18 protein-coding genes are annotated in these 16,761 nt (G+C 67.8%); 12 read left to right on the forward strand and 6 right to left on the reverse strand.

The window, feature by feature from the left end:
* Positions 1-56 precede the first annotated feature (56 nt).
* The 5 genes from NZH93_RS20110 (at position 57) to NZH93_RS20130 (ending at position 4,009) form a co-directional block, all read left to right on the forward strand.
* Positions 57-524, forward strand: a complete 468-nt coding sequence (locus NZH93_RS20110; RefSeq protein WP_259624677.1) for a nuclear transport factor 2 family protein — start codon at positions 57-59, stop codon at positions 522-524.
* Positions 521-1,456 carry an ATP-binding cassette domain-containing protein gene (locus NZH93_RS20115; protein ID WP_259624678.1) on the forward strand — a complete coding sequence of 312 codons (936 nt, stop codon included), beginning with the start codon at positions 521-523 and terminating at the stop codon, positions 1,454-1,456. Before NZH93_RS20110 ends, NZH93_RS20115 begins: the two co-directional genes overlap by 4 nt.
* The gene (locus NZH93_RS20120) at positions 1,453-2,046 is read left to right on the forward strand and encodes a TetR/AcrR family transcriptional regulator (RefSeq protein WP_259624679.1); all 594 of its coding nucleotides are present in this window, start codon (positions 1,453-1,455) and stop codon (positions 2,044-2,046) included. Before NZH93_RS20115 ends, NZH93_RS20120 begins: the two co-directional genes overlap by 4 nt.
* Positions 2,047-2,184: 138 nt before the next feature.
* Positions 2,185-3,141: a quinone oxidoreductase family protein gene (locus NZH93_RS20125; protein WP_259624680.1), complete on the forward strand. Its 957-nt coding sequence runs from the start codon at positions 2,185-2,187 to the stop codon at positions 3,139-3,141.
* Positions 3,142-3,250: 109 nt separating this feature from the next.
* Positions 3,251-4,009 carry an SDR family NAD(P)-dependent oxidoreductase gene (locus NZH93_RS20130; protein WP_259624681.1) on the forward strand — a complete coding sequence of 253 codons (759 nt, stop codon included), beginning with the start codon at positions 3,251-3,253 and terminating at the stop codon, positions 4,007-4,009.
* Between the two features lie 1,866 nt (positions 4,010-5,875).
* Here NZH93_RS20130 and NZH93_RS51275 read toward each other — a convergent pair.
* The 4 genes from NZH93_RS51275 to NZH93_RS20145 form a co-directional block, all read right to left on the reverse strand.
* The gene (locus NZH93_RS51275; protein WP_372506726.1) at positions 5,876-6,142 is read right to left on the reverse strand and encodes an acyl-CoA dehydrogenase family protein; all 267 of its coding nucleotides are present in this window, start codon (positions 6,140-6,142) and stop codon (positions 5,876-5,878) included.
* Positions 6,025-6,504: an acyl-CoA dehydrogenase family protein gene (locus tag NZH93_RS20135; protein WP_259624682.1), complete on the reverse strand. Its 480-nt coding sequence runs from the start codon at positions 6,502-6,504 to the stop codon at positions 6,025-6,027. The genes NZH93_RS51275 and NZH93_RS20135 overlap by 118 nt, the downstream gene beginning before the upstream one ends.
* 73 nt (positions 6,505-6,577) lie before the next feature.
* Positions 6,578-7,003 (reverse strand): acyl-CoA dehydrogenase family protein, encoded by a 426-nt coding sequence (locus NZH93_RS20140; RefSeq protein ID WP_259624683.1) that lies wholly within the window; start codon positions 7,001-7,003, stop codon positions 6,578-6,580.
* 659 nt (positions 7,004-7,662) lie between these two features.
* The gene (locus NZH93_RS20145) at positions 7,663-8,664 is read right to left on the reverse strand and encodes an alpha/beta fold hydrolase (RefSeq protein ID WP_259624684.1); all 1,002 of its coding nucleotides are present in this window, start codon (positions 8,662-8,664) and stop codon (positions 7,663-7,665) included.
* Positions 8,665-8,745: 81 nt separating this feature from the next.
* On the opposite strand from NZH93_RS20145, the gene NZH93_RS20150 reads away from it, so the two are divergent.
* Entirely contained in the window at positions 8,746-9,651 is a 906-nt protein-coding gene (locus tag NZH93_RS20150) for a LysR family transcriptional regulator (RefSeq protein WP_259624685.1), read from the forward strand.
* Between the two features lie 125 nt (positions 9,652-9,776).
* Positions 9,777-10,202 (forward strand): hypothetical protein, encoded by a 426-nt coding sequence (locus NZH93_RS20155; protein ID WP_259624686.1) that lies wholly within the window; start codon positions 9,777-9,779, stop codon positions 10,200-10,202.
* A 103-nt stretch (positions 10,203-10,305) separates the two neighbouring features.
* Here the strand turns inward: NZH93_RS20155 and NZH93_RS20160 are convergent, their stop codons facing one another.
* Entirely contained in the window at positions 10,306-10,494 is a 189-nt protein-coding gene (locus tag NZH93_RS20160; RefSeq protein ID WP_259624687.1) for a hypothetical protein, read from the reverse strand.
* 470 nt (positions 10,495-10,964) lie between these two features.
* Between NZH93_RS20160 and NZH93_RS20165 the strand changes: the two genes are divergently transcribed.
* Genes NZH93_RS20165 through NZH93_RS20175 form a run of 3 tightly spaced genes read left to right on the forward strand, consistent with a single transcriptional unit; the run spans position 10,965 to position 14,067 of the window.
* Positions 10,965-11,492 carry a PadR family transcriptional regulator gene (locus NZH93_RS20165; protein WP_259624688.1) on the forward strand — a complete coding sequence of 176 codons (528 nt, stop codon included), beginning with the start codon at positions 10,965-10,967 and terminating at the stop codon, positions 11,490-11,492.
* On the forward strand, positions 11,489-12,235 hold the full coding sequence (locus NZH93_RS20170; protein ID WP_259624689.1) for an ABC transporter ATP-binding protein: 747 nt from the start codon (positions 11,489-11,491) through the stop codon (positions 12,233-12,235). The genes NZH93_RS20165 and NZH93_RS20170 overlap by 4 nt, the downstream gene beginning before the upstream one ends.
* A gap of 5 nt (positions 12,236-12,240) precedes the next feature.
* Positions 12,241-14,067: an FtsX-like permease family protein gene (locus tag NZH93_RS20175; RefSeq protein WP_259624690.1), complete on the forward strand. Its 1,827-nt coding sequence runs from the start codon at positions 12,241-12,243 to the stop codon at positions 14,065-14,067.
* Between the two features lie 930 nt (positions 14,068-14,997).
* On the opposite strand, the gene NZH93_RS51475 is transcribed toward NZH93_RS20175, so the two are convergent.
* Positions 14,998-15,672, reverse strand: a complete 675-nt coding sequence (locus NZH93_RS51475) for a VldE C-terminal domain-containing protein (protein ID WP_259624691.1) — start codon at positions 15,670-15,672, stop codon at positions 14,998-15,000.
* An 88-nt stretch (positions 15,673-15,760) separates the two neighbouring features.
* Here NZH93_RS51475 and NZH93_RS20185 point away from each other — a divergent pair, with 88 nt between their 5' ends.
* Both NZH93_RS20185 and NZH93_RS20190 read left to right on the forward strand, forming a co-directional pair.
* Positions 15,761-16,018: a histidine kinase gene (locus NZH93_RS20185; protein WP_259624692.1), complete on the forward strand. Its 258-nt coding sequence runs from the start codon at positions 15,761-15,763 to the stop codon at positions 16,016-16,018.
* A gap of 428 nt (positions 16,019-16,446) precedes the next feature.
* Positions 16,447-16,653, forward strand: coding sequence for a hypothetical protein (locus tag NZH93_RS20190; RefSeq protein WP_259624693.1), 207 nt, complete (start codon positions 16,447-16,449; stop codon positions 16,651-16,653).
* The last annotated feature ends 108 nt before the right edge of the window (positions 16,654-16,761 follow it).

Consider the following 16,761-nt stretch of genomic DNA (forward strand, 5'->3'; position numbering starts at 1 on the left):
CCGCGGCCGTGCCCGGCTCGCGGAGGACCCGACAGTCGGCGACGGAGGTGTGGAACGTGTCGGAGAAGTCCCTTCAACAGCGGCTCACCGCGATCGAGGACCGGTTCGCGATCGTGGACGTGCTCTGCAAGTACGCCGTGAGCATCGATCGGCACCGGTGGGACGACTTCGCGTCCTGCTTCGCCGACGAGGTCGAGTGCGACCTCATCAGGACCGATGGGTGGGTCGTGTTCACAAGAGCCGACCTGGTGTGCATGGTACGGCGGGTTTTCGAGTCCTACAGCGCCACCCAGCACCTCAGTGCCAACCACCAGATCTCCGTCGACGGGGGGAATGCGGTGGCGTGGTCGAGTCTCAACGCGACCCACTACCTCAAGGACTCGGCCGACGGGGAGTTCCACCAGCAGGTGGGCTACTACGAGTACCACCTCCGGCTCGACGAGGGCTGGCAGATCACCAAGATCCGCCAGGTCGAGCACTGGCAGCGGGGAAACCAGCAGATCTTCGACAGGACGGTCCGATGAGAGCGGGCGAGCGACCGGCCCTGAGGTTTACGGAGCTGACGAAGAGCTTCGGGCACAGCGAGGTCCTGCGCGGCGTCTCCTTCGACGTCGAGCAGGGGGAGATCCACGCTCTGCTCGGGGTGAACGGGGCGGGCAAGTCGACGCTCATCAAGATTCTTGCCGGAGTCCACCGCCTGGACTCGGGGGTCATCGAGGTGCGCGGGCGGCGGCTCCCTCCCGGGCACGACCCCGAGGCGGCCCGGACGGCCGGCATCGCCTTCGTGCACCAGGACCTCGGGCTGGTCGAGGACCTCAGCGTCGCGGACAACGTCGCTCTGCACCTCGGTTTCGAGCAGCGGTTCGGGCTGGTTCGCCGGCGTGCGACGGCGGAACGGGTCGCTCGTGTGCTCGGCGCGGTGGGCGCGGACTTCTCCCCGGAGCGGCTGGTCGGGTCGCTGTCCAAAGACGAGCAGGTGTTGTGTGCCGTGGCTCGCGCCCTGGCCTTGGAGCCCGGCATCGTCGTCTTGGACGAGGTCAGCGCCAGTCTTCCCAAACCGGACGTGGAGCGGCTCGCGACGTCGCTGCGCGGCATGCGTCGCAGCGGGGTGGCGTTCATCTACGTCACGCACCGGCTGGACGAGCTGACCGGGCTGGTCGACCGGGTCACCGTGCTGCGCAACGGGAAGAAGGTGCTCACGGCTCCGATGGCGGAGCTGTCCCACGAGGCGCTGGTCAAGAACATCGTCGGTGCCGAGACCATGGCGACCGGGCAGCGTCCCGGGGCGGAGGACCGGTTCCGGCGCGGGGGAGGCGACCCGCACCTCGTCGTCCGCGACCTGATCACCCACGAGCTGACCACGCCGATCTCGTTCGACGTCCGCGCCGGGGAGGTGCTGGGCATCTGCAGACTCGTGGGCAGCGGAACCAGGGAGCTCGCGCAGGTTCGACGATGACGAAGACCGCGAAGGGCGCGGCCACCCGTCAGCGGATCGTCGAGGCCGCCGCTGCCGAGATCCGGGAGCGCGGCACGGTCGTCACCACGCTCGACGACGTGTGCCGCCGGAGTGGGACCGGCAAGAGCCAGATGTTCCACTACTTCCCCCGCGGGCGGGAACAGCTCCTGCTCGCGGTCACGGAGCTCGAGGCCCGCAACGTCTTCGACGACCAGGAGCCGTATCTCAGTCAGCTCACCTCGCGACAGGCGTGGCGGCAGTGGCGCGACGTCGTCGTCGAGACCTGTCGCACTCAGGGCCTGCATTGCCCGCTGGGGGTGCTGATCGCCGACGTGGGCCGGTACAGCCCGGCGGCCCAGGCCGTCGCACGACAGCTGATCCGACGATGGCAGGACGCTGTCCGAGCCGGTGTCGAGGCGACGCAGGCGGCCGGTGAGGCCGACCCGCGCATCGATGCCGACCGCTTGGCCGCCGCGGTGGTCACGGTCATCCAGGGTGGTGTCAGTGTCCTGCTCTCCACTGGTTCCGCGGATCACCTCGAAATCGCCCTGGACATGGTTCTCGGTCCAATCCTGCGCCCTTTTTCCTGAACTCCGGCCTGCCTGATCCGTTGAGACCGGCAATCTTCGCGAGGACTCCGCGAGTCCTCCATCAGGCATGCTCCGAAAATCGGAGCGCCGAATTTTTTGTACTTGCTGGTACATTTTGTCTTGCTTACGGTGATTCGCATGAAGGAAATGCTGATCAGTGAAGCTGGCGGTCCCGAGGTGCTGAAGCTGCGGGAGCGGCCCACTCCCAGTCCGGCGCCGGGAGAAGTTCTCGTCGATGTCCGCGCGGTGGGTGTCAACTTCTTCGACATCGGTATCCGCCGTGGCGCCTTGGCCGAGGTTCCCGGAATGGAAGCCTCTGGTGTCGTGTCGGAATTGGGTGAGGGCGTCAGCGAGTTCGCGGTGGGCGACCGTGTCGCGTTCTTGACGATCGACGCCCACGGCAGTTATGCGGAGCAGGTCGCCGTCCCAGTCGATCTCGTCGTGCCGGTCCCGGACGCCATCGACGACGAGACGGCCGCCGCTCTGCTGCTGCAAGGCCTGACCGCCCACCACCACGCCACCGTGTGCCACCCGGTGCAGCCCGGCGACATCGCGGTCGTGCACGCCGCCGCGGGTGGCGTCGGTCTGATGCTCATCCAGCTCATCAAGGCACGCGGTGGCACCGTGATCGGTGTGGTGTCCCGACCCGAAAAGGTCGAGATCGCCACCGCGGCCGGTGCCGACCACGTCGTGGTCTCCACGGGCGACGCCTTCGTCGGTCCGGTCCGGGAACTCACCGATGGCGCAGGAGTGCACGTTGTTTTCGACGGCGCGGGCGGCCCCACCTTCCAGGCATCGCTGGACGTGCTGCGCACGCACGGCACCATGGTCTTCTACGGCCCTCTCATCGGGGACGTTCCGACCATTGCCATGAACGAGATCCCGCGCAGCACTCGTCTCACCTACGGCACTCTTCCCGACCACATCAACACACCGGAGAAGCTGCGGAAGTACTCGGCCGAGTTGTTCGCACTTGTCGAGAAGGGTGAGCTGACCGTCCGGATCGGCGGCCGGTATCCGCTGACCGCGGCTTCCCAGGCGCACCGCGACCTCGAGTCGCGCGCGACCACGGGAAAGCTGTTGCTGCTGCCCTAGCCGGGGATTCGGCAGGTTCATTTCGGTGGTTTCCGCCGGCGATGCGGACCATCGGACACAAGGCCGCCCGTTGACCGTGCGCCACGGGCGGCTCGAAGGTAGGAGAACAATGAGTGGTCAACTCGCGGGTAAAGTGGCGGTGGTCACCGGCGCCACGAGTGGAATCGGCTTGGCGATCGCCCGCCGGTTCAGCAGAGAGGGCGCCACGGTGTTCGTGACCGGGCGTCGGCAGGCGCAAGCGGAAGAGGTCGCCGCGGAAATCGGCTTCCAGGCCGTCGGTGTGGAATGCGACGTGAGCGACCTGGCGTCGATCGACAGGTTGTACGAAGCCGTCGCGAAACGTGCCGGCCGGATCGACGTGCTGGTCGCCAATGCCGCTCTGGCGACGACTGCCACGCTGGGACAGATCACCGAGGAACATTTCGACGCGGTGTTCGCCACCAACGTCAAAGGGGTCGTCTTCGGTGTGCAGAAAGCGATGCCGCTCCTGTCGTCCGGGGCGTCGGTGATCCTGATCGGGTCGACCTCGTCCCACCGTCCGGACCACGGCCTCGAGGTCTACGGTGCCACCAAGGCTGCTCTTCGCAACTTCGTGCGCAGCTGGACTTTGAACACCAAGGAGCACGATTTCCGCGTCAACGTGCTCAGCCCGGGAGCCACGCTGACCCGCAGTCTGCTCAGCGTGATGGCCGCGGGTGATCCGGCAGGCGCGGAAGACCGGCTGGCGCAGCTGACCGACGCCATTCCGATCGGACGCATCGGCGACCCGGACGAGATCGCCGAGGTGGCGACGCTTCTGGCGTCGGACAAGGCCACGTTCGTCAACGGTGCCGAGTGGTTCATCGACGGTGGATACGCGCAGGTCTGAGCCGGCCAGGGCCGTCGCCGGCACTTCCGGTGACGGCCCGGTTCGGGAGAACGTCCGCGTACCTCCGCGTGTGAGGGCGGTCGTGGGAGTGCTTTCGCACGAACCCGGCTCGCACCGGCTTCATTCACCCGCCCACACCGGCGGCCTGCGGTGCGCCCGCGGTGCGGCCCGTTCGTGGTGGTGCCGACGACGTGGACGTATTGGGTGGCGACCTCCATCACGAAGAACTCGTAGACGCGTTTGAGGGTGAGGGCGCAGTCGACGTGGAAGAAGTCGCAGGCCAACATGCCGGATGCCTGGGCACGGAGGAACCTTCGCCAGGAGGTATCGGTGTCGCGCCGGGGAGCGGGTGGAATTCGCAGGCGCTTGAGCACGCGCCGTACGGTCGAGTCGGCTACCCGGTGGCCGAGTTTGAGCAACTCGCCGTGGATCCGGCGGTAGCCCCAGCCGGTGTTCTCCCGCGCCATGCGCTCGATCAACGCCACGATGGTGTCGTCGATCTGAGGGCGTCCGATGCGGTTCGGGTAGGTCCATTTCCTCGCGACCAGGCCTCGGTGCCATCGCAGGATGGCTCCCGGTGTCACCAACCGGTGCTCACGCAGCAGTCGGGGGAGTCGGCGAACCAGCGCGGCTAGCACAGCGCGATCGGCCCAGTCCAACCGCGGACGAGGGTTGGTCCGGCGCAGCACGGCGACCTCGTGCCGCAGTACCAGCCACTCCACGTCCTTGGCCGCAGAGGACCGGCCGAGTAGAACCAGCCAGTTGCCGAGTCGGACGAAAATCAGGTACAGCAGTCGTAACGCCACACCTCACGATCATGCCCTGGAGGTCCAGCGTGCGCGATCGTCACAGCTCAGCATGCCAGTGCAGAGTTCTGACATCCCACAGGGTGATCGACTTCGGCATCGCACACGCGTGGGACGGCACACAGCTCACGCACGCAGGAGCAAGCCTGGGCACGCCCGGCTTCATCGACCCTGAACAGGTGCGCGGGCTGCCGGCCAGGTCACCCGCAGACGTTTTCGCGCTCGGTGGGGTGGTCGCCTTCGCTTCCACCGGGCAGCCGCCGTTCGGTGAAGGCCCGCCGAGTCGGTGCAGTACCGCGTGGTGCACGAACCGCCCGACCTGGCCGGTGTGCCGGAGCAGTTGCGCGATCTCGTGCAGGCGTGCCTGGCCAAGCAACCGGAGCGCAGACCCACCCCAGCGGAGATCATCGAACGGTGTTTTGTACTTGACTCCCTCTGGTGTCCTGTGTGGTCGGCTATAGACAGCGGCTATCGAGCGCGACGGTGATTGGTCTTGGACACCCCGAGACCGGCGGATCGACACTGGCACTCGTCACGACGGGAATCGAGGGGTGCCAATGGCCGTGATCGCCGATGTGATGAGGGCGGCGGTGCTGGCCGAGCCGGGCCGAATTCGCACCGGAGCTCGTCACCGAGCGACTCGCACAGCTCGGCGAGGTGCCACAGCGTGCCGCAGAGCAGGAAGGCGACGTCGAAGTTCCTGTGGCACCAGCAGATGGCCGCGCTGGCTGACGGGTACCGAAGCTCCGCCCGTCGACCTCAAGAGCTGCGGCCCAGCTCGTGGCGTTGTTCGACGAGCTGGGGCTTGAGACGTTCACGCTCGGCACCCATGACCGAGGTGCGGTGCCGAGAGACCACATCGTTACCGGCCATCCTGAACGATCCGGCACTACGTGCGCGGCGAGCAGCACCTCACCCACTTCCACCCCGACCTCGCCCCGCAGGACACTGACGACGTTCGATCCCCTTCGTCAGGTGGGATGGCCCTGAATCGAGCGGACTCGGAACGTCGAGTGGTTCAGGCGCACCGCGTACGTGAGCAGTCCGAGGGCTGGAACCCTTACGCAGAACCTGGGACTGCCTCGCCGACGCCGAGCAGAAGGCGTCCGTAGTTTTGTGCCACGACGTAGGAGGTGAACTGAACGTGACGCGAGCCCACGGCGAAGTCCCACCAGAGCCGCTGCAACGGGTTCGTCGTGGTGAAGCCGGTCACGCCGTGCAGGTCGAGCAGATCGTCGAAGGCGTGACGGCATTCTCGCGTGGCGGAGAGCAGGTCCATCCGCAGGCGCGAGTGGTCGGCTGGGGCAAGTGGCTCACCAGGCCGCAGTCGGGTGACCGTCTCGGCGATCCGAAGCATGCGGTGTTCGGCGGAGTCACCCGATGGGCGGACTCGGCGAAGTACTGCTGAGCACCGGGGAACTCCGCCAGGCTGCCGTAGCCGGGTCCCGGAGGCCGACGTCGCTCCAGTACCTCGGCCACCACGTCGAGCGCACCACGCGCCGCTCCGAGCAGTGTGGCGAACAGGTTCACGGCGATCGCGATGCCCGATGATCCTGCCGCCATGCGGGCCATGTCGAGCACGTGGGAATCCGGGACCATGACATCCGCGCCGACCAGGTTGTGGCTGCCCGTAGCGCAGATACCGGCTACCTGCCAATCGCGCTCGATCGACAAGCGGTCCGTCGGCACGACCACCACCGCGGGCCGCACGGGACGGTCGCCATCGTGCACTTGGACGACGAGCAACGCCCATGTGGCGTGCTCACATCCCGAGGCGTAGCTCCAGCGCCCGCTGACTCGCAGGCCGCCGGGCACCACAGCGGCCCGGCCCGGCCGCGCACATCACCGCGTCCGGGTCGTCGAAGACCTCCGAGCGCACCCGGCCCGAGAGTACGGTCTGGAGCGCGATCTTCGTCTCGGCGGTCGTCGCGACGACCCAGGCCGTGGACGGACATGTCCGGCCGAGCTCGGCCAACACCCGGACCCTCGTCGTGAGGTCCGCGTCCACACCGCCGCAATCACGCGGAGCGCTCAGTGCGAAGGCACCCGACGCGCGGACTGCGGTCAAGCCCGTCTCGGTGAGCCGCCTGTCCCGCTCGGCTTGGGCGGCTTCGGCAGTGAGAGTGCGCGCGGCCGCGATGAGCAATTCGGCGGTTTCGATGACAGCTTCCTCCCAACGTTCGGACAAGATCGTAGACGAGAGCTTCACTGGCGATATTGGGCCGATAGCAACGGATGTCAGTGGCCGGTGAGGGTAGCGCGCAGGGTGCCGTCGGTCAGATTCCTCACCCGCACCGGTGTGGGTGAGTTCGCGAGGCGGGCCACCGGAACCACGTGGCAGAGCCACACGAACGGTTCCGTAGAAGTGCGACGCGCTGCACCAGCAACCACCTGGTGTCGGAAAGGGCGAACCGCCTGAGGCTCACCACGCCGTGCCGTCAAAAACCGACACCGTAACCAAGGCGGGCTTCGTGTTCCGCCCAACCAGCGCCGTAACAACGGCTAACGAGACGCCGTTCCGAAAAGGTCCAGTGTGCGACCTCGCCGGAAAGTGCGACGAATTCATGCGATGTGAGTGGGCGATCGCGCGGGCCCCAGGACGAGCCTGACGGCGAGCGACGCGACCACCCAGATCGTCGCCGCGGTGGTCACGGCCGACACCTCTGGCAGGTGGTGCTGCCGCAGGCGCTGACAGTTTGTCGATAGCCACGGCGGTCCGGTGTGGAACGTGCAGCTGGCCGCGGCCAGGATGACGGCGGTGCCGGTCCTGGTGGTGTTCGTGCTGGCGCAGCGGCAGGTCATCGAGGGGCTGGTGCACATACCGGTGTGAAGGGATGACGCCCTGGGCTACCGGCCCAGCACCTCGCGCAGTACGCCGGTCGTCTCGTCCGGGCTTTCCAGCGGCCAGAAGTGCCCGCCGGTCACGTAGCGCACGTCGACGCCGGCCGCGTGCGGGATGTGCACGGCGGCGTCGGCGAAGAACTCGCGGGGCTGCGTGCGCGAGTCCCAGCCCTGGAGCAGGGTGATCGGGCTCCGCCAGCGCGGGATCAGTTCCCGGCGCCGCTCGAGCCACTCCTTGCGGAAGGTGGACGCCATGGCGTAGCGCGGGACGGCACGGTCGATCCCAGGGTAGGAGAACTCCTGGATGACGCGGCGCAGGTCCGCTTCGGTGACCGGCAGGCCGCCGACCATGGCATGGGCGCGGATCACGAACTGACCGGGATCCGCCAGCATCCCGGTCCACGGGGCTTCCGCGACGAGGTCGTCGTGCGGGGAGAGCGCCGGGTGGAAGTGGTGCAGGTGCTGCTCGCCGCGGACGTAGTGGCGGACCCGCGTCGGCTGGGCGGCCGCCACGTGGTCGCCCACCACGGTGCCGCGGTCGTGGGTGACCAGCGCGAACCGGTCGATGCCGAGCGCGTCGAGCAGGTCGACCAGCTGCCGGGCCACGCCCGCCTGCCGGTAGTCGCCCCTGCCCTTCTCCGACTGCCCGTAGCCTTTGAGGTCCACGGCGATGCAGCGGTGGGAGCCGGCCAGCGCCGCCATCTGGTGGTGCCACAGGAACCACGAGTCGGGCATGCCGTGCAGGAACACCACCGGGTCGCCGGTCCCGGTCTCGACGTAGTGCCAGCGGACCGTTTCCTGGTCGCCGGGGACCTCGGCGAAGTGGTGGTGGAACGCGACCCCGTCGAGCACCTCGGTGTCGCCTTCGTGGTCCGCGGGGCGGGGCTGCACGTCGGCGTAGCGCTGCAGGTGCTCGGCCACGAGGGCGTCGGGCGGCAGAAAGTCTTCGATCGCCTGCCGCGCGCGGGCAGGGAGTTCCGTGTACTGCGGGGTGTCGTTGTCACGCATGAGTCCAGTGCACCGGAGTTCGGTCAGCACGTCCAACGATGTCTGCTGATGATCGTCAGCATGGTGAGTGATAATCGCCCCGTGGAACTGCGTCACCTCGAACACTTCCTCGCGGTCGCCGACACCGGGAGCTTCACCAGGGCGGCGGCGCGGCTGCACGTCGTCCAGTCCGGGGTGTCCGCGACAGTCCGGGCCCTGGAACGGGAGCTGGGATCGGAGCTGTTCGACCGCAGCGGCCGGCACGTCACGCTCACGGCGGCCGGGAAGGCGTTCCAGCCGCGGGCCCAGGACACCCTCGACGCCGCGCGGGCCGCCAAGGACGCGGTCCACCAGGTCCAGGGGGCCCTGCACGGCACCGTGACGGTCGGCACGCTGACCGCGATCGACGTCGTCGACCTGCCTGGGCTCCTGGCGGAGCTGCACGCGGAGCACCCCGGCGTCACGGTTCGCCTGCGGGCCGCCATGACGGGCTCGGCCGGCCTGGCCCAGCACCTGCGCGAGGGTGGGCTAGACGTCGCGTTCCTGGCCCTGCCCGGCCCGCGGCCCTCCGACCTCGACACCCGGCTGCTGGCCACCGCGGAGCTGGCCGTCTACGTGCCCGGTTCCCACCCCCTCGCGGGCGAGCACCGGGCGACGCTCGCCCGGCTGGCCGAGTTCCCGTTCGTGGACACCCCCGTCGGGTTCGGCAGCCGCACCGTCGTAGATCAGGCGTTCGCTGCCGCGGGCGTCGAGCGCGAGGTCACGGTGGAGGTCGCCAACGTGGCGACGGCGGTCGACTTCGTCCGGGCCGGCCTGGGCATCGCGTTCCTCGCCGACCGCCTGGTGCCCGACTCGAGCGGCCTGCACGTCGTCCAAGTCGCCGACGCGGACCTGTGCTGGCGGTTGACGGTCGCCACCGTCGCGGCACGCCACCCCAGCGCCGCCACACGGGCGTTCCTCGACCTGCTCCACGAACGGCACCCCACGCCGGTGACGCCGCAGGGCTGAGGGAGGTCGTATCCTCCTCGGCGAGTTCCCCGCTATCGGCGTCAACCCTGGTGAAGCCCCGATTAGGAGGGCATACGGCGCGGAGCCAGACGAATGGGTCGTCCTCAGATGGGGAGTTCGCCGGCGTGGTCACCGCGCACGGCCCCGCGGCCACCGTTTTTGCGGTCGGCGACCGCGTCCTGGGCGCTGGCGACGTCATTCGCGCCGGCGGCTGGGCGGAACGGGTTGTGGTGGATCACCACCGCGGTGATCTCGCGGCCCCAGCTTTGCGCCGTCGGCAGCCAGCGACGAATCCCCGGCCGTGGGGCGCGGGCCGCCTGCGCCCGAGTGCCACGATGACACTGCACGGGCTGACGCTGGAAAACCACGAGGACGGTCCGCGGCTCGCCGAAAGCGGCAACTCGGGCCGTTTTCGCGATCCACCACAGGACACTCGGCGGCTTCGCCCAGGGCGTCGCGTTGCTGTTCCCGCTCGCAGTCACCTCGTCGCAACCATCCCGGCGATCACGCTGGCGAAGCCCGCATTCGTCGAGGACGAGCTCGTCCGGTAGCGCCGACTCGCAAACCAAGAGCGCGACGTCCCCACCTTGCGGGCCGACGCGAGGGGGTCGGCGGAGGCGTGGACGGTGCGGTAACCGGGCCCGCAGACCGGCGTCAGCTGTAGCCGAACAGGTTCTGCTGGACGTCCGCCGCGCGGAACAGGTGATCGCGTGACCGCTCGAGCTCACCGCGCAGGCGGACGAGGTCGGCGTCGAGCAGGGATCCTCGCCACTTGCGGATCTTGCCGGCGATGATGACGGTCTCGACGTTGCACGTTCTGCTGCACCACGGCGTTGAGCCCACTACCCGTGGGCGGTTCGAAGCGGAAGTCGAAGACCGTCGTCGTAGCGCTGGCGTTCAGCTCCGAGGAGCTCCGCTCCAGGGGTAGGGCATGGGCTACCGGCTGTCCGTAGCGACTTCTCTGCGAACGACCGGCGTACCAGTGGACCAGGATCTCGGTCACATCCGTCACGTCGAACGTTCTCCTCGTCAACCCCACTCCCCGGCCATCTGGTGTGAACCCGTGAAGCGTGCTCCTTCGCGACGACCCGACCCGACCGACACGCCCACCCTCCCGGTGGGGAATTACGCGAGCGTCTCCCTGCGGACCGACATGAGTGAAAACCGCTCCTACCTGCGGAAATTCGTGAGCGCTGATCGTGCCAAGCGTCAGGTAGTCGGCCGCGGCAGTTCATGCCGCGCGTACCTGGTGTGTTTGACACCGAGGGGGATAACGGTTAGATGTTGGGGCTAACGGTTATATGGAGGAGCCGATGAGGCAGGAAGTGGTCCTGGCGATGCTGGCCAAGGAGCCGTCGCACGGCTATCAACTGCGCGCGCGGCTACGCGAAGCGCTCGGCCCGCTCGGAGACGCGATGAACGCCGGGCACATCTACGTCACGCTGACCCGGCTGGAAAAGGCTGGTCTGGTGGCGGTGGAGGTGCCCGCCGATGGCGCCGACCGGTCGGATCGCAAGGCGTACGGGCTCACCCCCGATGGTCAACAGCGAGTCGCCGAGTGGATCGCCGAGGTGAGCTGGCCGAAACCCGACCTCGCGGAGTTCCATCTCAAGCTGGTCGCCGCCGCATCAGCCGGACTGGCCGACCCGCTCACGGTCGTCGACACGCAGCGCCGCGAGTTGCTGCGGCGACTGCGGGACGCCCAACGCGCCGCCATGGCCGAGTCGGCCCGCTCGAACGCGGCGTTGTTGCTGGAGGGCATCGTGCTTCGTCTCCAAGCGGACCTGCGATGGCTCGAGGCATGTGAGCAGAACTGGACCCACCGAAGGAGTGGTTCGTGAGCGAGACCGCCGACCCGCCCGTGCTTCACGCCCGCGCGTTGCGGAAGGAATACGGCAAGGGGGAAGGGCTGGTGCGCGCCGTCGACGGGGTCGACCTCGACATCCGCGCGGGAGAGACCGTGGCGATCATGGGGCCCAGCGGCTGCGGGAAGTCGACGCTGCTGCACCTGCTCGGCGGGCTGGATCGCCCCTCGGGCGGCGAGGTGCTGCTGAACGGCCGGCGCATCGACAACCTCAGCGAGAAGGCCCTGGCTCGGATGCGGCGCACCGACGTCAGCTATGTCTTCCAGTCCTTCCACTTGATGGAGGAGCTCACCGCGGTGGAGAACGTCGAACTGTCGGCGCTGCTGGCCGGATGCTCGCCGCGGACCGCTCGGCGACGTGCGGAGGAACTGCTGGATCAACTCGGACTCGCCGGTCGATCCAAGTTCCTGCCCTCCGCGCTCTCCGGCGGTCAGCGGCAACGGGTAGCGGTCGCCAGGGCGTTGAGCAACGAACCGCTGGTCGTCCTCGCCGATGAACCGACCGGAAACCTGGACAGCGCCGCCACCCTGGACGTTCTCCAGCTCTTCGACGAGCTGCACGAGTACGGGCAGACGCTGGTCATCGTCACCCACGACGCACGGATCGCGGCTACCGCGGACCGGATGTTCTCCATGCGTGACGGCGTGCTCATCGATGAGACCCGACTGACCGGAGGCACCAACGGAAAGCTGGGCGCGCTCGTCGGACTGGAGGACTGACCGGAATGGGACGAATCCTCCTCGTGGTCCGCTTGGCCCTGCGGGACCTCCGGCAGCGCCGCACCGAGGCCGCGCTCCTGATGATCGCCATCCTGGCGGCCACCACGACGCTGACCCTGGGACTGGTTCTCCGTGAGGCGGCCAGCGACCCGTACGAGAGCACCAGGGCGGCGACCAACGGACCCGACGTGGTCGCCCACGTCGCTCGGCCCACCGATCTCGCCCTGCTGGAAGAACTGGCCACGGCGTCCGGCGTCACCGCGCACAGCGGACCGTATCCCGTGATCGCCGGGCGGCTCCAGGCAGCAGGTCGGACGTCGGACGTGCAGGTCGAAGGGCGCGACGCCACCATCGCGGCGGTCGATCAGCCCGAGGTGACGCAAGGCAGCTGGGTCAGCGGCGGCCAAGTGGTGCTCGAAGCCGCCTTCGCGGACGCGCTCGATGTGAACGTCGGTGATCCGGTCACCCTGGGCGGCAAGTCGTTCACGGTCGCCGGCGTCGCGGTCACCGCCGCCATGCCGCCCCATCCGGCGGCGTCGTGCATCGTCACGACCGGATGCGTCAACGGCGCCATCCCGCAGGGCCGAAACCTTCCCGCGCGGTTGTTGCACAACCCCGGACTGGTCTGGCTCACTCAGGCAGAAGTGCGAAGCCTTGCCCTGACACAGGGCCCGATGTCGTACGTGACGAACCTGAAGCTGGCCGACCCCGGCGACACCCAGGCATTCGTCGCCGCGAACAGCGGCGCCCTGATCATGCAGACCTGGCAGGACATCCTCGCCGAGGCCACGGACCTGGCCAAGGATTCCCAGATCCTGCTGCTGATAGGCGCGTGGCTGCTCGGCCTGCTCGCCATCGCCAGTCTCTCGGTGCTGGTCGGCGGACGGATGGCTGATCAGACCCGACGCGTCGGACTCCTCAAAGCAGTCGGAGGCACACCGGGCCTGGTCGCTGCCGTGCTGCTCGCGGAATACCTCCTCGTGGCCCTCATCGCGGCAGCGGCCGGGTTGGTGATCGGTGCGCTGACCGCCCCACTGCTCACCGAGTCGAGCGCGGGCCTCGTCGGCAGTGCGGGAACACCGTCGTTGACGTGGTCCACCATCGGTCTCGTGACCGCCGTCGCCCTCGGAGTCGCCGTGGTGGCGACCGCGGTTCCCGCTGTGCGCGGCGCCCGCTCCAGTACCGTCAGCGCACTGGCCAACGCGGCACGCCCACCCCGCCGCACCGGTTGGCTGATCGCCGTCTCGACGCGACTGCCCGTCCCGCTGCTGCTCACCCTGCGGCTGACCGCCCGCCAGCCACGACGCGTCGTACTGGGCGTGGTCAGCATCGGGGTCACGGTCAGCGGGATCTACGTCCTCCTGGCGCTCAACACCTTCCTCGGCGACCAGCCGGGCACCGGCGCGTACAGCGAGGCTCAGGTGATCGTGCTGCGGCACGTGCTCGGCGTCTGGATGGGCGTCCTGCTCGCCCTGGCGGCGGTCAACGCCATCGTCATCACCTGGGCGACCGTGCTCGACAACCGGCACTCCTCGGCACTTACGCGCGCGCTCGGCGCGACCCCCGGTGAAATGAGCACGGCACTGGCGGTCGCGCAGGTGCTGCCCGCGTTCGCCGGCGCCGTCCTGGGTCTCCCAGGGGGCTTCGCGTTGTTCGCTGCCATCAACGCGATCACCGGCGGCGACGGCGACCGGGCTGTGCTGCCATCGCTCTGGCAACTGCTCACCTTGGTGGTGGGGACCGTGTTCGCGGTGGCGGTGCTCACCACCGTTCCCGCCTGCATCGGCGGCCGCCGTCCCGTGACCGAAACCCTCCAAGCCGAGCCCGCATGACACTCCGTCTACCCGAACGCCATTCGGCATGACCGCGTGGTGATGGTTCAGGTGGCGGTGAGGATGTAGTCGGGGTGGCGGTTGAGGTTTTGCGGGCTCGGTCGTAGCGCGGGGTGGTTCTGGGGTCGGCGTGGCGCGCGGCGATCTGAATGTCGTGGAGGTCGACCCCGGTATCGAGCATGGTGGATCGTCACGTGTGGTCGTCGACTTGGATGCACGGGTGGTGGCAGAAGGAGAAGGAGCGGATTCGGAGCGCCGATCGTTCCCGAGTGGAGTCGTACAACGTTGAGCTGACGTCTACTGCGCTGCAGCATCAACGTTTCCGCAGGTCAGCGAGCTTTGAGGTCGACGCTGGGGGTCAAGGGGTCGCAGGTTCGAATCCTGTCGTCCCGACGGTCTGAATCAACCCGCTGATTCTGGGTAAAAGCCCAGTTCGGCGGGCCTCTTCGTGCATGAATAACGATCTTTGCATGATCACTCCCAGGGCTTGTTTTCAACATCAACAGAGCCGCAGGAGGAGTGAAGAAGGAGTGAGCTGCCCCAGAGTTTTGCGTCGATGCCGCACCAGCGTGGCTCAATTCCGTAGCTACATCCCAAGCGCGAATACGCGCCCAGTCAACGATTACGCATTGAGATCATCGGTCTGCACGAGTACTACCGTTCCACTAGGTCCGACGGCACCCGTACCCATCTCGACGACCAACTGCCCGAAATACTCCGCGACCCCGAATCCACCCTCGAAGCCCTCGCCCCTGTCCTGCCCCGCGTAGACCACTACCTGCGTTGAAGCGCTCGCACGCCGGTAGTGACACCAAAGGAGCCGAGGCGCGTCACCGCCTCTTCAGTGCGCTGGCATTCGTTGCGCCAGCGCACCTGCCAGGTGCGAGCGTCAATGGGCCGTTGCTGTTGGGGGCGTGCCGCTTGAAGAGATCAGCAGGTGACGTTGACGGTCGCGGTCGGCTGGAACGACACGTGTACGTGGTCCATGTGGTTGGCCGTGGGACTGCCTCGGTCCTCCATCGGTGACCAGCCGCTGCCGTCGTTGTAGCGCTGGCGCCAGATCACGTAGGTGACGCCGAACGCCTGGCGGTTGGCGAGCACGTAGTCGGCCAAGGTGTTGCCGGTGGTGGTGTCGACCATGAAGTCCAGTGCTAGGCCGAGGGGGTGTTCGCCGGAGCCGCCGCGGCCGGTGGCGCCGCCGATGTCGTCGACGCCGAACTTGCCTGCTAGGTGGTGACCTACCTGCGCCGCATGTGGTTTGACTCCGTCCAGGGTGGTCGGACAGGGCGGTGCGGGGGGCGGTGTGGTGGTTTCGGGTGCTGTCGTGGTCTCTGGCGGCGGGGTCGTGGTTACCGGAGGCGCTGTGGTGGTCAGCGGAGGTTGCGAGGATGGCGGCGCGGAGGTTGTTGTGGTGGCGGGTCGCAGGTCCTGGCTGACGGAGGTCGACGGGGCGGCCAGGTGGGCGGCTGCTCCGGCTGGATCGACCGGCTGGTTTAGAACGCGGACGGTCCAGAAGGTGGCGGCCAAGCCCACAGTGAGGGTGGCGGCGACTGCGATAGGCAGCTTCCGGCTGGCTGTCTGCGTCGTTCTATGTCGGCCCGACATTCGGGAACACCTTGCGTTGGGGACAGGGCATGCTCACACAGCGCGCCACGTTACGAAATGAACACGGTAGAGTCACGGGGGAGTGTTGATGCTCACATTCCTGCTGGTGAGGGCGCTGCTACGGAAAGTGACAGTCCTGTGGGGCGTGGACGGTCGCGTCGTGCTGTTTGTCGAGGTCACCAGTCGTGGGATCGGCAAAGTTGATCAGGAACGGATCTTCGAACGGTTCGTGCGCGCGGTCGACGGCAGCGGGGTGGGCACTGGAATCGATTCGCCTATCGTGCGGCCGTCGGCGGATGTTGAGCTCGGTGAGCTGGATTGGTGGTCGGTTACCTCGAACGAGTGATTCGCCGGAGCGGCGCAGGAATGTCACCCATTGGCGTGAACCGGCTTGGGCGAACCTCACCTGCTCGGCCCTCCGCGCGGAGCGACCACGTTGGTCGGGTGTTCGAGCCTGCTGTGGACGTCTTGAGGAGAGAGAAGGTCCAGACCCGGACATGAACCTTCCCGTGACTGCGGGTGGGTCATGGCGGGTGTTGTCGGGGTGCTCTGTAGGTTCGCCCACTTGATCGACTCCGTTGCGTACGTGATCGATTTCCACGAGGTCTGGTTGTGCGTGGCCCGCTACGGCGTGATGGCCGCCCACATCGTGCCCATACGCTTGTTGTCGTGGTGCTCGATCTGCCACGAGGGGGGACCCAGGGTCAATTGACCTGTGAAAGAGCCCGTAGTTGGGGACTGGCGCTGTGCGCTTCTCGTCTGCATTCTGGCGGCATGAACGACAGCCGGCGCCTGGAAGTTCGGCTGCCCGCTGACCTGTCCAACGCGCGCTACGCGGCGGTGGTGCAGGCGGTGTGGAGTGTGCTCAACGTTGCGGGGCTCGGGGAGACGAGTTCGCTGCGGCCCGATGATCGGGTTACCGATACGGAGTTGAACGACGCGTTCGACGAGGACACAGCGAGCTACCCGTGGGCTCCGTGAACAGGGCGGCGACGGTGGTCGTGTCTGGTTGCGTAGAACAGGAGGTCGGTGTCTGCGGGAGGTACTCGTAGCTGTCGTGTGGCCACCGCCCACGTCATGCCATCCAGC

Origin of the sequence: Umezawaea endophytica, assembly GCF_025061645.1 — a bacterium.
GTDB classification, from domain to species: Bacteria; Actinomycetota; Actinomycetes; order Mycobacteriales; family Pseudonocardiaceae; genus Umezawaea; species Umezawaea endophytica.